The sequence below is a fragment of the Ruminococcus flavefaciens genome (assembly GCF_900116855.1).
GTDB lineage: Bacteria > Bacillota > Clostridia > Oscillospirales > Ruminococcaceae > Ruminococcus > Ruminococcus flavefaciens_R.
Genome location: NZ_UETD01000009.1, coordinates 53,786 through 68,767, shown reverse-complemented (window position 1 = coordinate 68,767; position 14,982 = coordinate 53,786). Strand labels below are relative to the sequence as shown.

At 48.2% G+C, this 14,982-nt stretch carries 12 protein-coding genes and 1 other annotated feature; of the genes, 7 read left to right on the top strand and 5 right to left on the bottom strand.

Features of this window, described 5'->3' with window-relative positions; translation table 11 throughout:
- Nucleotides 1-32 precede the first annotated feature (32 nt).
- Both DSZ37_RS10460 and DSZ37_RS10455 read right to left on the bottom strand, forming a co-directional pair.
- Nucleotides 33-1,301: an O-acetylhomoserine aminocarboxypropyltransferase/cysteine synthase family protein gene (locus DSZ37_RS10460; protein WP_109726857.1), complete on the bottom strand. Its 1,269-nt coding sequence runs from the start codon at nucleotides 1,299-1,301 to the stop codon at nucleotides 33-35.
- Between the two features lie 26 nt (nucleotides 1,302-1,327).
- Nucleotides 1,328-1,834 (bottom strand): HD domain-containing protein, encoded by a 507-nt coding sequence (locus DSZ37_RS10455; RefSeq protein ID WP_109726856.1) that lies wholly within the window; start codon nucleotides 1,832-1,834, stop codon nucleotides 1,328-1,330.
- Nucleotides 1,835-2,186: 352 nt separating this feature from the next.
- Between DSZ37_RS10455 and gdhA the strand changes: the two genes are divergently transcribed.
- The 4 genes from gdhA to DSZ37_RS10435 all read left to right on the top strand — a co-directional run bounded on the left by gdhA (nucleotide 2,187) and on the right by DSZ37_RS10435 (nucleotide 5,620).
- Nucleotides 2,187-3,554 carry an NADP-specific glutamate dehydrogenase gene (gene gdhA / locus DSZ37_RS10450; RefSeq protein WP_109726855.1) on the top strand — a complete coding sequence of 456 codons (1,368 nt, stop codon included), beginning with the start codon at nucleotides 2,187-2,189 and terminating at the stop codon, nucleotides 3,552-3,554.
- Nucleotides 3,555-3,813: 259 nt separating this feature from the next.
- Entirely contained in the window at nucleotides 3,814-4,437 is a 624-nt protein-coding gene (locus DSZ37_RS10445; protein WP_109726854.1) for an AAA family ATPase, read from the top strand.
- Nucleotides 4,438-4,536: 99 nt separating this feature from the next.
- Nucleotides 4,537-5,256, top strand: coding sequence for a DUF421 domain-containing protein (locus DSZ37_RS10440; RefSeq protein ID WP_109726853.1), 720 nt, complete (start codon nucleotides 4,537-4,539; stop codon nucleotides 5,254-5,256).
- The gene (locus tag DSZ37_RS10435) at nucleotides 5,243-5,620 is read left to right on the top strand and encodes a DUF4363 family protein (RefSeq protein WP_181380299.1); all 378 of its coding nucleotides are present in this window, start codon (nucleotides 5,243-5,245) and stop codon (nucleotides 5,618-5,620) included. The genes DSZ37_RS10440 and DSZ37_RS10435 overlap by 14 nt, the downstream gene beginning before the upstream one ends.
- Before the next feature lie 55 nt (nucleotides 5,621-5,675).
- On the opposite strand, the gene DSZ37_RS10430 is transcribed toward DSZ37_RS10435, so the two are convergent.
- Both DSZ37_RS10430 and prfB read right to left on the bottom strand, forming a co-directional pair.
- Complete coding sequence (locus DSZ37_RS10430; protein WP_109726851.1) at nucleotides 5,676-6,176, bottom strand: hypothetical protein; 501 nt, start codon at nucleotides 6,174-6,176, stop codon at nucleotides 5,676-5,678.
- Nucleotides 6,176-7,294, bottom strand: a complete 1,119-nt coding sequence (prfB, locus tag DSZ37_RS10425) for a peptide chain release factor 2 (protein WP_109726850.1) — start codon at nucleotides 7,292-7,294, stop codon at nucleotides 6,176-6,178. The genes DSZ37_RS10430 and prfB overlap by 1 nt, the downstream gene beginning before the upstream one ends.
- Before the next feature lie 187 nt (nucleotides 7,295-7,481).
- Between prfB and DSZ37_RS10420 the strand changes: the two genes are divergently transcribed.
- Together DSZ37_RS10420 and DSZ37_RS10415 are read left to right on the top strand one after the other, a co-directional pair.
- Nucleotides 7,482-8,375: a hypothetical protein gene (locus DSZ37_RS10420; RefSeq protein ID WP_146198177.1), complete on the top strand. Its 894-nt coding sequence runs from the start codon at nucleotides 7,482-7,484 to the stop codon at nucleotides 8,373-8,375.
- Between the two features lie 135 nt (nucleotides 8,376-8,510).
- Nucleotides 8,511-8,748: a binding site (T-box leader), on the top strand.
- Nucleotides 8,749-8,933: 185 nt separating this feature from the next.
- Nucleotides 8,934-11,555, top strand: coding sequence for a valine--tRNA ligase (locus DSZ37_RS10415; protein ID WP_109726848.1), 2,622 nt, complete (start codon nucleotides 8,934-8,936; stop codon nucleotides 11,553-11,555).
- A gap of 84 nt (nucleotides 11,556-11,639) precedes the next feature.
- On the opposite strand, the gene DSZ37_RS10410 is transcribed toward DSZ37_RS10415, so the two are convergent.
- Nucleotides 11,640-13,241: a S1C family serine protease gene (locus DSZ37_RS10410; protein WP_109726847.1), complete on the bottom strand. Its 1,602-nt coding sequence runs from the start codon at nucleotides 13,239-13,241 to the stop codon at nucleotides 11,640-11,642.
- A gap of 266 nt (nucleotides 13,242-13,507) precedes the next feature.
- Between DSZ37_RS10410 and DSZ37_RS10405 the strand changes: the two genes are divergently transcribed.
- A complete protein-coding gene (locus DSZ37_RS10405) occupies nucleotides 13,508-14,782 on the top strand; it encodes a hemolysin family protein (RefSeq protein ID WP_109726846.1) in 1,275 nt (424 codons plus the stop codon).
- The last annotated feature ends 200 nt before the right edge of the window (nucleotides 14,783-14,982 follow it).

Below are 14,982 nucleotides of genomic sequence, written 5' to 3'. Positions count from 1 at the left end.
TACCTCTTTTACTGGTGGCAAAACAAAGAGTATCAGTCAATAGCCGCAAAAGCCTGACGGAGGTCGTCGATGATATCGTCAACGTTCTCGAGACCAACGGAGAGTCTGATAAGACCGCCGTTTATGCCTGCTGCAACGAGCTGCTCGTCAGTGAGCTGACGGTGAGTAGCGCTTGCAGGGTGAAGAACGCAGGTACGGATATCTGCAACGTGTACCTCGTTGGATGCGAGCTTGAGAGAGTCCATGAACTTTACAGCTGTGCTCCTGCCGCCCTTTATGATGAAGGAGATAACTCCGCTGGTACCGTCGGGGAGGTACTTCTTAGCAAGCTCGTGGTATTTGTTTCCTGCGAGAGCAGGGTAGTTTACAGACTCAACGTGCTCGTTGGCTTCCAGATACTCAGCCACCTTCATTGCATTTTCGCAGTACTGCTTCATACGGATGTGGAGTGTCTCAAGACCAAGATTGAGGTAGAATGCGGACTGAGCTGACGGATAGCAGCCGAAGTCTCTCATGAGCTGCATTCTTGCCTTTACGATGTAAGCAGCCTTGCCGTAAGCCTTTGTATAGATGGTGCCGTGATAGCTCTCATCGGGCTCTGTGAACTCGGGGAAGTTTCCGTTTGTCCAGTCAAAGTTGCCCGAGTCAACGATAACGCCGCCGCCCTGAACAGCATGACCGTCCATGTACTTTGTGGTGGAGTGGATAACGATATCCGCACCGTACTCAAAGGGTCTGCAAAGGATAGGGGTGGGGAAGGTGTTGTCGATGATGAGGGGCACCTTGTTCTCGTGAGCTATCTTGGCGAATTTCTCGATATCGAAAACAGAGAGTGCGGGATTGGCGAGAGTCTCGCCGAAAACAGCCTTTGTGTTGGGCTTGAATGCAGCTCTTATATCCTCCTCGGAAGCGTCTGCATCTACGAAGATGCACTCGATGCCCAGCTTCTTGAGTGTATATGCAAAGAGGTTGATAGTACCGCCGTAGATTGTAGCTGCTGAAATGAAGCTGTCGCCTGCTTTCAGTATATTGAGAAGCGAGAGGAGCGAAGCTGCCTGACCGCTGGAGGTACACATGGCGCCGATACCGCCTTCGAGAGCTGCTATCTTCTCCTCAACAGCCATAACTGTGGGGTTCTCAAATCTTGAGTAGATAAGGCTCTTTGTGGGGTCATCGAATACGGCTGCCACATCGTCAGTCGAGTCGTATACATAGGTCGTACTCTGTACGATAGGAACGACTCTGGGCTCCGTATTCTTCGGTGTGTAGCCTGCGTGCAGGCATTTGGTTTCGATCTTCATTGTTGGGATACCTCCTGTAATATATGTTACCGCGCTTTTCTTCGTACTATCCGCTGCACCTTCGGTACACAGAATTCGAGGACTGCACAGTATTTGTCGATGATGGTGATGATGTAAGTTTCCTTGTATTTCGGCATAGGGCGCGTCATTGGCCACATATGCTTTTCAATCATATCTCTTTCAAGCTTTGTGATCTTCGTGATCTCGGAAGCGTTCTCCGAAGCGATCATGGGGTGGTGCTTGCTGTGTGAAGCCTGACCCTTTATCTTTTCGGAGTTGTATTCCTTTCTGTCATAGTAGAACAGGTCGTGGAGCAGCCCTGCTCTTGCGGCAGAACGTGCATTGAGCTTCAGTACGCGGCAGACGATGTAGCTGTAATATGACACGTTGACGCAGTGCTGGAAGCGGGTGGTGGAGATATGATGTGTGATGGATTTAAGCTCCTGCACCTGCTTTGAGCCGATGATATCGCTGATGCAGGCGTAATAGCTGTTATTTGTAAGCTCCTTTGAGGAGCATATTGCCTTTAGCATTCGATCCCCTCCTGAGGTATCGGCTTTTACCGATTGAATATATTATATAACATTCCGAAGGGAAAATCAATACAAAACCGATAAAAAACTTGCGGATAAAGAGATGAAATTGTCGCGAAGTGCGGGATAAGTGCCTGATGACTGCGTAAACGGACGTTAACAATATAATTAAGTAAATAAAAACCGATACAGCAGTCTGCACAAATCGATCGGCACATTTTGTGGATATGGCACAAAAACGACCAAAATTGAAAATTTACCACAATAAAGTATTGCAAAATAGAAACGGGAGTGATATAATTTTAAATGAACTGCGAGTACCGCAGAATTTATTAAAGGAGGTTTTTTAACAATGGCGTTAAAAAATCAGTATCTCATCGATTTATTAGCAAGAGTAGAAAAGAGAAATCCCGGCGAGCCTGAGTTCATCCAGGCTGTTACAGAGGTCCTCGAGACACTCCAGCCCGTTGCAGAGAAGAGACAGGATCTCATCGATGCAGGCGTTTTTGAGCGTATCGTAGAGCCTGAGAGACAGATCATCTTCCGTGTACCGTGGGTTGATGACAACGGCAAGGTACAGGTAAACAGAGGCTTCAGAGTACAGTTCAACTCTGCTATCGGACCTTACAAGGGCGGTATCAGACTTCACCCCTCAGTATACCTCGGAATCATCAAGTTCCTCGGTTTTGAGCAGGTATTCAAGAACAGCCTTACAACACTGCCCATGGGCGGCGGCAAGGGCGGTTCCGACTTCGACCCCAAGGGCAAGAGCGACGGAGAGATCATGCGTTTCTGCCAGAGCTTCATGACAGAGCTCTGCAAGCACATCGGCGCTGACTGCGACGTTCCTGCTGGTGATATCGGAACAGGCGCAAGAGAGATCGGCTTCATGTTCGGTCAGTACAAGAGAATCCGCAACGAGTTTGTTGGCGTTCTCACAGGTAAGGGCCTTACATACGGCGGTTCACTTGCAAGAACAGAGGCTACAGGTTACGGTCTGTGCTACTTCACAAACGAGATGCTCCAGGCTAACGGCAAGAGCTTCGAGGGCAAGACAGTTGTTATCTCAGGTTCAGGCAACGTTGCTATCTACGCTACAGAAAAGGCTACACAGTATGGCGCTAAGGTAGTTACAGTTTCCGACTCTAACGGTTATATCTACGATCCCGACGGAATCGAGCTTGATCTCGTTAAGCAGATCAAGGAGGTCGAGCGCGGACGTATCAAGGAGTACGCTTCAAGAACTTCACACAAGAACGCTGAGTACCACGAGGGCAGCGTTTGGACACTCAAGTGCAATGCAGGCGGCATCAAGCTTGATATCGCTCTTCCCTGCGCTACACAGAACGAGATCGACGGCGAGGGCGCTAAGGCTATCGTTGCTAACGGCGGTTTTGCTATCGCTGAGGGCGCAAATATGCCTTCAACTCCCGAGGCTATCGAGACATATCTCTCAAACGGTCTCCTCTATGGTCCTGCTAAGGCTGCTAACGCAGGCGGCGTTGCAACATCAGGTCTCGAAATGAGCCAGAACAGCGAGAGACTGAGCTGGACATTTGAAGAGGTTGACGAGAAGCTCCACGGCATCATGAAGTCCATCTTCAAGGCTTGCGACGATGCTGCTAAGGAGTACGGCATGGAAGGCAACTACATGGCAGGTGCTAACATTGCAGGCTTCCTCAAGGTTGCTGAGGCAATGAAGGCTCAGGGCTGCGTTTGATAATAAGCAACTGATAGTGACTCATCAGTAAGGCAGTAAAGTAAACCGAGACCTCCCGTTGTAAATACCGACGGGAGGTCTTTTTGCCTTGAAAATTGCACAATTCGGGGGAAGTGAAATTGTTGAAAATATAGAATTTTACTATTTAGACAATTATTCCTCTGAATAAACTTGAAATATGTGCAAAACGTGGTATAATATATCTGTAGTTAATTTATCATATATAATAAGAAATCTTATATAGCGGGGGTATTATCCGATGAAAAAGACAATAATCACTATAGAAAGACAGTACGGCAGCGGTGGAAGCAATATCGGTAGGCTTACTGCCGAAAAGCTTGGAATAAACTGCTATAACAGACAGATACTTGAAATGACAGCGCAGAGGTGCGGTATCGCACCCGAATATCTCGAGAGCGCTGAGGAGAACGTCCCCACAAGCTTTCTGTATTCACTGCTCCTGTCGGCAAATCCTGCGAGGACAATGGAGGAAAATCTTCCCCTCTCCGATAAGGTGTTCCTAATGGAGAGCCGTATCATCAACGAGATAGCCGATAATGAGAAGAGCTTCGTACTGGTAGGACGCTGCGGAAGCTATATCCTTGAGGAAAAGGGCTGCTTCAGCGTGTATATCTACGCCGATCCCGAGTACAGGATCAAGCGTGCTATCGAGCAGTATGACATTAATGAGAATAAGGCTGAGTCGGTGATGAAAAAGGCTGACAAGCGCCGCGAGACCTTCTATAACGTAAATACGGGCAGAGTATGGCAGGACAAGGATCAGTATGCTCTATGCCTGAACAGTGCTCAGCTTGGCGACGAGCTCTGTGCGGAGTTGATCGTCAAGGCTTATAACGAGTACAATAAGCGCTTTTCCGAATAAATACAGCCCCGAGCGGTTCTGTGCCGCTTCGGGGCTTTTTGCGTCTTTGCGAATATAAAGGCTCTTTCGGGGGACAATACTCCCGAAGGAGCTGTTTTTATGTGTGTTATTCTGATAAGATCACTGCTGCTGTATATTCTGGTCATCTTTGCGGTACGACTCATGGGCAAGCGCCAGCTCGGGGAGCTCCAGCCCTCTGAGCTGGTCATAACCATTCTTGTGTCCAATATCGCCACACTTCCCATTGAGGACGTCAACATTCCCGTAATTGTTGGAGTTACGCCCATACTTGCGCTGGTCTGCTTTGAGGTGCTGGTGTCGTGGCTGGATCTGAAGTTCCCGAGGCTGAGGAAGCTCATATCGGGAAGTCCCAAGATAGTGGTCAGGGGAGGCTGCATTGAGCGCGATATCCTGCGGGAGCTTCGCTTTTCGGTGGACGACCTGCTCATGGCGCTTCGCAGTAAAGATATCTTCGACCTTGACGAGGTGCAGTTCGCCATAGTGGAGACCACGGGCAGCGTGTCTGTAATGAAAAAGCCCTCGGCAGACACTCCGACAAGGATGGATATGCATATAAGGGCGGAGGAGAATGATCCGCCTGTGCTCATTATCTCCGACGGGGACTTTGTGGAAAAGGCGCTTTCGGCGGCAAAGCTCAGCAGGAGCGTTGTGGAAACACTGCTGAAAAGCCGCGGCATGACAGTTGAGGAGGTCTTTATCATGACAGCGGACGCCGCAGGAAAGTGCTTCATAGCGGATAAAAAGGGGAGTCCGCCCCATATATTCACAATAGGAGGGGACAATAGTGACAAGGACTAAGATAAGCGCAGTCATCATACTGCTGCTCATAGGCATAAGCGTCTGTTCAAGCCTGTGGGTGAACCGCCGCTGCGGCGAAATGCTTGAAAAACTCGACATTATATCGGAGCTTGCCGAGAGGGGAGAAACCGACGAAGCGGCTATTCGCGCAGGGGAACTGAGCACAGAGTGGGAGGACTTCCGCACTAAAGCGTCGGTGCTGCTGAAGTATGACAGGCTGACAGACGTGGACAGGATATTCTCGCGGATAGTCCACCTTGCGGAGAACAACAGCGAGGAGCTGCAATCCGAGCTTGCGGAGCTCCGGGATATGCTGGAGATAATGAAGAGCGGCGAAACACCGAAGCTGACGAGTGTTTTCTGAATATGCGGAAAGGGCATAAAAAAGGGACGGAATGACCGTCCCTTAAATTATACTTTTACACAGATGAAATGCCTATCCCTTCAGGAGAGATATCGTCAAATGTTATAGTCCTGACTATATCAAGTTTTTCTTCCTTAAAGCCTTTTTCGTCAAGACCTCTTGTCCAGCCTGTGCATGATATTGTGCGCTTTTCTGTGTCAACGCTGAATGAAAGCTCGAATTTTTCGCAGTTCCAGCTGTTTGACTGGTAGAAATAAAACGGTATTTCGATGCCGTCATGCTCGATAATAAACTTATAACGACCATACTTGCCGGCGCGGGTGCTGAGTCTGCTGCCGATGACATGGGCTTTTTCTTTCTTATCCTGATGAATACAGCTGATCTTGCAGTCGGAAAGCGGAATGTTCTTTCCGTCAACTGTGATTGAAACACTTCCCTTTATCCTACTGAATGGGTAAATATAGCCGTAGAAAAGCGATGGCATGAAGAATTTAGCGGAAATGCCTGCAATAATGAAAATAACTGCGATCACAGAAAGGATCTTAGCGTTTTTCATTACTTTTCAAGAGTTCCGTGTGAGAGCGACTTCAGGTAAGCATTGATGAAGCCGTCGATGTCGCCGTCCATAACAGCCTGTATATTGCCGTTTTCAAAGCCTGTACGGGTGTCCTTTACGAGGGTGTAGGGCATGAATACATATGAACGTATCTGCGAGCCCCACGCGATCTGGTTCTGAACGCCCTTGATATCCTCGATCTTTTCGAGGTGCTCGCGCTCCTTGATCTCAACCAGCTTTGAACGGAGCATCTTCATGGCGTAGTCCTTGTTCTGGTACTGGCTTCGCTGAGTCTGGCAGGAAACAACTATACCTGTGGGCTTATGGATAAGACGTACAGCAGAGCTGGTCTTGTTTACCTTCTGTCCGCCTGCACCGCTTGAACGGTAAACCTCCATTTCGATATCCTCGGGACGGATATCTACCTCGATAGAGTCATCCAGCTCGGGCATAACTTCCAGAGCTGCGAATGAAGTGTGGCGGCGTCCCTGTGCATCAAAGGGAGATACACGGACAAGTCTGTGAACACCTGACTCGGACTTCATGTAGCCGTAGGCGTTTTCGCCCTCGATGAGGATGGAAGCTGACTTCATACCTGCTTCGTCGCCGTCGAGATAGTCAAGGAGCTCTACCTTGAACTCGTGGCGCTCAGCCCAGCGGTTGTACATACGGTAGAGCATTTCTGCCCAGTCCTGAGCCTCTGTACCGCCTGCACCTGCGTGGAAAGTGAGGATAGCGTTGGCGTTGTCGTATTCGCCGTTAAGGAGAGTAGCCAGCTTTTCGTCCTCCAGCTTGGTCTTGAAGGCTTCCGACTCCTTCTTTATCTCCTCGATGTCGCTCTCGTCATCAGCCTCGATAGAGAGCTCGATGAGAGTGATTATATCTTCGAGGTTCTCGTTGAGCTGATTGTACTTCTCGATCTTCTTCTCAAGGGACTTCTGCTCCTTGAGCACCTTCTGGGAGTTTTCGAGGTCGTCCCAGAAGCCCTCCTTGGCAGTTTCCTCGCCAAGCTCTTCAACGCGCTTTTTTGCAGCTTCTATATTCAGAACGTCAGCAAGCTCCGCCATTTCCTTGCGGTAGCCTGTCATTTCGACTCTGAGTTCGTCAAGTATGATCATAGTTTCAAATCCTTTCAAACATAGATACATATATTATAACACAGTTTTTCGCGGAGTGCAAGGGGAAAACGGAGATTTTTCAGTATCAGCGGTGAAAATAATTACGAATGTCACTGCGAAAGTGACAGCCGACGGGTTTACATTCATTGCGAAACCGTGTTATAATATGACCAAAGGAGCGATACTTATGAAAAAGATCATCACACTAATTACAGCAGCATTTCTCACAGCAGGGCTTTTCTCCTGCGGCAAAACAGCAACACAAACCACACCGACAACGCAGACAGAATTGCTCAACGACTGGCAGAAAGAGGTTCTTGCGGCAGAGGGGCTGCCGACAGAATATGAAGAGCTTGATGTCTCACAACAGATAGCAATACGCCGTATGTATGAGATGAAGAAATATCTTGATGACAAGTACGGAATGGAGTTTGAATATGCTGGATATATTCCTGCCGGACTCATGGAAAAGGAACAGTTTTTTGCATATCCTAAGGAGCTTGGTACGGACGGAGGTAGGAACTACGTAACAGTTAAGTCGGATGAAAAGGGAGAATTCACAGATGATTATGTCAGTGCTTCTCTGAGAGGTAAGTTTGAAAAGATGTATAATGATTTCGTTCAGGACTATTTTAATTCGGACAAAGCTGTAGTATATATAAGACATTTTGAATGCGATTATGAAGATATCAGTGAAATGAATGATGATTACTATTACTGTAAAATTAGCGGACAAAATCAAATATTTATTTCAGAAGAAATATGTGATGAGGAAAAATTAAAAGATTTCAACACAGATTATTATCATTGGCAATGCAGTAAAGGAACTAGTGCTAATACAAGAATTACAGTAGTTTATGCAGATGAATTTAAAAAGATAAACATTAATAATTATACAGATTTTTATAACGATGAAAGTATAGTATATGATTCCGGTTTAACATTTATAGATGATGGGCAATACGCCGATCCTCATATAACAGTTTATATAAAAGGAGCTAATGGAAAGATAATTCGTGAAGAGAAGAAATTCGATTTGAATAAATACGGAAAAAAGGAGTATAAAAATGTCAATGATTAATGAATTAACAAGAGAAGAAATCTTGATGGTAGAGTTGTTTACATATCTCGATGAAATGGTAACTGTTTCTAAGTTCTAAGTTCTTGATTTTCCGTCTTGACAAACGGGAATTAATCGTGTATAATAGGAGAGTATTCAAAGGCGATGATGAAGAGGAGTATGCAGGAGACCCGATTTTCAGAGAGCTGCCGCAGGGTGAAAGGCAGTATGAGGGGCTTGCGGAAGTAGCTTCGGAGCTTCGCGTGCCAACGGCTTTTGCTCAGTAGTATGCGGCGTGATCCTCACGTTACAGGGGAAGAAGCTCAGCGGCTTCGCAGAGTGCGGGAGAATTCCCGAATTCAGGTGGTAACACGGACTTTAGTTCGCCCTGGACCGAAAGGTGCAGGACGGACTTTTTTATTGTCAGTTGAGAGTTCAGAGTTGAGAATTGAGAGTTATAGTGCCGTCAAGGACGGAATATTCAAATATATCTGCATAAGCAGATACAATAACTTTCAACTCTCCACTTTCAGCTTTCAACTTATGATCGAAAAAAATTCAAAAGGAGAATTGATCGAAATGGCAAAGGAACTTGCAAAGGCATACGATCCCAAGGACTTTGAGGACAGGATATATGCCGCATGGAACGAGAAGGGCTGCTTCCGCGCAGAGGCTGACCCCAAGAAGACACCCTATACTATAGTTATCCCCCCTCCGAACATCACAGGACAGCTCCACATGGGACACGCTCTTGATGAGACTCTACAGGATATCCTTATCCGCTGGAAGAGAATGAGCGGCTACAGCGCACTGTGGCTCCCCGGTACAGATCACGCTGCTATCGCAACAGAGGCTAAGATCGTTGAGGCTATGCGCAAGGAAGGCGTTACCAAGGAGGATCTGGGACGCGAAGGCTTCATGAAGCGCGCATGGGAGTGGAAGAAGCAGTACGGCGGCCGTATCGTTGAGCAGCTCAAGAAGCTGGGCTCATCATGCGACTGGTCAAGAGAGCGCTTTACCATGGACGAGGGCTGCTCAAAGGCTGTCAAGGAAGTCTTCATCAAGTACTACGAAAAAGGCCTTATTTACAGAGGCGAGCGTATAATCAACTGGTGCCCCAAGTGTAAGACCTCACTTTCAGACGCTGAGGTTACTTACGAGGATCAGGCAGGCCATTTCTGGCACCTCCGCTATAAGATCAAGGACTCCGACGGCTATCTGGAGCTTGCTACCACCCGTCCCGAGACTCTCCTCGGCGATACAGCTGTTGCTGTAAACCCCAAGGACGAGCGCTACACAGACCTCGTCGGCAAGACAGTTATCCTGCCTATCGTTCACCGTGAGATACCCATTGTTGCCGATGACTATGTTGAGATGGACTTCGGTACAGGTGTTGTTAAGATCACACCTGCTCACGACCCCAACGACTTCGAGGTAGGTCTCCGTCATAACCTGCCTGTTATCAACGTAATGAACGACGACGCCACCATCGTTGACGACTATCCCGCATATGCAGGCATGGACCGCTATGAGGCAAGAAAGAAGATAGTCGAGGACCTCGAAAAGGAAGGCGCTCTCGTAAAGATAGAGGAATACAGCCATAACGTAGGAACCTGCTACCGCTGCGGAACTACCGTAGAGCCCAAGGTGTCCACACAGTGGTTCGTAAAGATGAAGCCCCTTGCCGAGCCTGCTATAAAGGCTGTAAAGAACGGCGACACAAAGTTCGTTCCCGAGCGCTTTGACAAGATATACTTCCACTGGCTTGAAAATATCAAGGACTGGTGTATCTCCCGTCAGATCTGGTGGGGACATCAGATACCTGCATTCTACTGTGACGCCTGCGGCGAGATGGTAGTTACCAAGGAGAGCAGCGCAGTTTGTCCCAAGTGCGGCAAGCCCATGAGACAGGACCCCGATACCCTCGATACATGGTTCAGCTCTGCGCTCTGGCCTTTCTCCACACTGGGCTGGCCCGATAATACAGAGGACCTGAAGTACTTCTACCCCACAAATACCCTTGTAACAGGTTATGATATCATTTTCTTCTGGGTAATCAGAATGATGTTCAGCGGTCTTGAGAACATGGGCAAGGTTCCCTTTGACACAGTTCTCATCCACGGACTTGTCCGCGACTCACAGGGACGCAAGATGTCCAAGTCACTGGGCAACGGTATCGATCCCCTTGAGGTCATCAACGAGTACGGTGCTGACGCACTGAGATTTATGCTGGCAACAGGCAACTCGCCCGGAAACGATATGCGTTATATCGACGACAAGGTAAAGGCTGCAAGAAACTTCGCAAACAAGCTCTGGAACGCATCGCGCTTCATCATGATGAATCTTCCCGAGGACTTCGAGTTCAAGGGACTTCCCGATGAGCTGGAGCTTGAGGACAAGTGGCTGGTGAACAAGTTCAATCAGCTGGCTAAGGAAGTTGGCGAGAACCTCGACAGGTACGAGCTGGGCGTAGCTTCACAGAAGATATATGACTTTATCTGGGACGTTTACTGCGACTGGTACATCGAGCTCACAAAGCCCCGTATACAGGCAGGCGGCGAGACCATGGCAAAGGCGCAGGCAGTTCTGGTATGGGCTATGCAGGGAATGCTGAAGCTCCTCCACCCATTCATGCCTTTCATCACTGAGGAGATATGGCAGGTGCTCAATAACGAGAAGTCCATGATAATCCTCGAGACTTACCCAACATACGATCCTGCTATCGATTTCACAGCAGAGGAGAAGGACTTCGAGAAGATAATCTCCGCTATCAAGGCGGTCCGCAACGTCCGCACAGAGATGAACGTACCTCCGTCGGTAAAGGCAAAGCTCTTCATCGAGACTGCCGACAAGGCACTGTTTGATTCCTGCTCGCTGTTCTTCGAGAAGCTTGCTTCCGCTTCCGCAGTTGAGACAGGGGACAAGTTCGATATCCCCGATTCTGCAAATGCAGTAACAGATACCGCCCGTATCTTCATTCCTATGGACGAGCTCGTTGACAAGGAAAAGGAGATCGCACGTCTCGAAAAGGAAAAGGCAAAGGTACAGAAGGACATCGACTTCCTCAGCGGAAAGCTTAATAATCAGGGCTTTATCGCAAAGGCTCCCGCACAGCTCATAGAGGCTGAAAAGGCAAAGCTTGCAAAGGCAGAGGAGAAGATGGCAAAGATAGAGCAGTCTATCTCCGCATTCAGAAAGTAATTGCTTTCAATTGAGATAAAAACAATAAGCTCCCCATTTAGGGGAGCTTATCTTATATTAATATGAAGGAGAGAAATGAAAAACTTATTCAGCGTCGCTGGCTGCGTCATCAGCGGCATCGGGATCGAGGAAATCCGGAACAGGTATCTTCTCTGACTTGTTCTTCTTCTGAGACTTTTCTGTGGTCTCCTCTTCAGCCTCGTCGGCTTCCTCAGCGGGTTCCTCGGACTTTGCGCTCTTCTTTTTCTTAGCCTCGGTGTTCTCTTCCTCGGACTCCTCATCCTTTTCGTCTTCAGCCTTTTCAGCTTCCTCGTATTCCTGCTCGTCAAGAGTTACGGTAATGGTCTTTTCGCTGCCGTTTCTCATGATAGTCAGCTTGAACTCATCGCCTGCGGAGTGCTTGTTCTTCTTGGCAACAAGCTCTGCTGTGGTAGTTACCTTCTCGCCGTCAGCCTCAACGATGATATCGCCTTCTTTGAGACCTGCCTTTTCGGCAGCACTGTCATCGTTGACGCTCTTGACCATTACGCCCACAGGCAGATTGTACATCTCAGCAGCAGCCTCGGATATAGCCTGACAGCTGATGCCGAGCTGGGGCTTGCCTGTAACGTGGCCGTACTTCATGATATCGTCAATGATAGCAGCAGTCTCGTTGGAGGGGATAGCAAATCCGATACCCTCGATAGAAGCCTCCGATGAACCGTATGATGAAGACATCTTGGAGGAGTTGATACCGATTACCTGACCGTACTTGTTGATAAGGGGACCGCCCGAGTTGCCTGAGTTGATGGCGGCATCGGTCTGGATAAGGTTCATAGCCTTGTCGTTGATGGTGATGTCACGGTCAAGACCCGAAATCATACCGCCGGTTACAGTATTCATGAGCTCAAATCCGAGAGGGTTGCCGATAGCGATTACCGACTCACCCAGCTGGAGCTCGTCACTGTTGCCGAATTCAGCAGGTGTAAGACCTGTTTCATCTATTTTCAGGACAGCAAGATCAAGGTCTACATCATAGCCGATGACCTCTGCCTCGTATGTCTCATCGTCACCGAGGAGGACGTTTACTTCCGTGGCAAGGCCTGCACCGTACTCGCTGTCATAGATAACGTGAGCGTTTGTAACTATGTAGCCGTTCTCGCTGACGATAACACCTGTGCCTGTGCCCTTGTATATGTTTGTCTGGGGTTCTGATTCGCCGCCGTAGTCATAACCGCCGAAGCCTCCGAATCCGCCAAATCCAAAATTGAAGAAGTCATCGGGGATAGCTGTCTGGCTCTGCATTGTAACTTCAAATGAGGACTCAACACCTACAACAGAGGGAAGCACTTTCTTAACGATCTCCTCATTTGAAAGGGCTTTGCCGTCCGACTCAACGGGCTCGATGATGCTTACATTCTGAGCGATGATCGAGGAATCTGTTCCCTTTGTGTTCTTGAGGACTGTCTCCTCCTCTTCCTCTGTAACAGCAGCGCGGTTGAAGTTCTCACCTGCGAAGTAGCGGTATGTACCGATGGAGCCTGCCGAAACAACAGCCATTGCCATTACGACAGCGGCAGCCTTGAGACCTGTATGCTTCTTTGGCTTCTTGGGTGAGTTGCCTCCGTCAGTGCTGAAGCCCTGATAGTCGTTTCCGTTTCCCTCGGGGGTATTATTGTTATTGTATGTGTAATTGTACTCATTCATAATGATCACTTTTCCTTTCAGAATATCTCTCTGAGGTTCTCCCTCAGCCTGTGATTATATTATATTGGGGCTATGTGAAATAAGTTTGCGGTAATTGTATCGTTTTAAGGAAGCTTTTGTGTACTTTTTTTCACATTGGAGCCCCTTATGTGAAAACTATGTTAAACCTGCGATAATAATGCCTTGAAATAATGATATTCCCCCTCTTGCATTCTTCATTAATGTATGATATAATAAAAACATTATATATTAAGGAAAGGAATTATATGGACAGTTCAGACATATGGAAGATAGTTCTTGTAATAGCGATGATGGTGTTTTCAGCTGTTTTTTCGGGTACCGAGACAGCCTATTCCAGCGTAAACAAGCTCCGTCTGAAGAACTATGAGGCGCAGGGCAGCAAAAAGGCGAAAAAGGCGCTGAAGCTGGCTAACCGCTTCGACGAGGTGCTGACGGCAGTGCTTATCGGAAACAATATCGTGAATATCGCCACATCATCTGTAAGTACTATCATATTTATAAGTATAATGGGCAGCAAGGGCGCTGCGGTATCAACTATCGTTATCACGGTGCTGGTGCTGGTATTCTGCGAGGTGCTGCCTAAGTCCTACGCCAAAAAGAACGCGGAAAAGCTTGCGCTTGCCTTTGCGGGACCTCTTTCTGTACTGGTGACGGTGTTCAAGCCCTTTGTGTGGCTGCTGAACAAGCTCTCATCGGTGATATCCAAGGGCGATGAGGCTCCCAGCGTTACCGAGGACGAGTTGAAGTACATGATAGACGAGATAGAGGAGCAGGGCGTTATCGAGGAGCAGGAGAGCGAGCTGGTCAAGAGCGCTCTGGAGTTTGACGAGATAAACGTCAACGAGATACTCATTCCCCGTGTAAAGGTGGTGGGAGTGGAGCTGGGCTCAACTATCGACGAGATAAAGGAGCTTTTCAGCACAGAGATGTATTCAAGGCTTCCCGTCTACGAAAAGAGCCTTGACAATATCCGCGGTATCATCACCAATAAGGCGTTTTTTAAAATGCTTGTTGAGGGCGGAAGTGACATAACCTCCATCATTCAGGAGGTGCCCCACATAGCTGATACAAAGCTCATCAGCGAAGCAATGCGTGATATGCAGCGCTCAAAGGTGCATCTTGCGGTTGTCATAGACCAGTACGGCGGCACAAAGGGAATTGTCACCCTTGAAGACATAATCGAGGAGCTTGTAGGCGAGATCTACGACGAGGACGACGAGATTGAGACCAATATCATGATGATAGCACCCGATAAGTACGAAGTCGCAGGCGATATGAGCATAAGCGATATGCTGGAGATGCTTGACCTTGACGAGGACATGATAACCACGGATTATACTTCCGTAGGCGGCTGGGTCACCGATGTTATGGAGCATATCCCCGAGGCAGGAGAGACAGCCGAGAGCGGTATTTTCCGTATCACCGCAGCCGAGGTCAACGAGCAGACCGTAGAAAAGGTCATAATCGAGGTGCTTCCTACTGATGACGATGAGGAAGATGACGAGGACGACGACGAATAGTATAAATCATAATTTTGCGGAGCAAAATTATGATTTAAGCCGTTAGCCCATAGCCATTAGCCGTTAGCCTGATGTAGGGGCGGCGTTCCGCCGCCCGATAATAAAGCGGCGAAGCCGCTTCTTAATGGCTAAAAGCTAAAGGCTAAGGGCTTCGGAATTTAACACCGAAGGTGTTAAATTCCGATTTAGCTTATTAACCG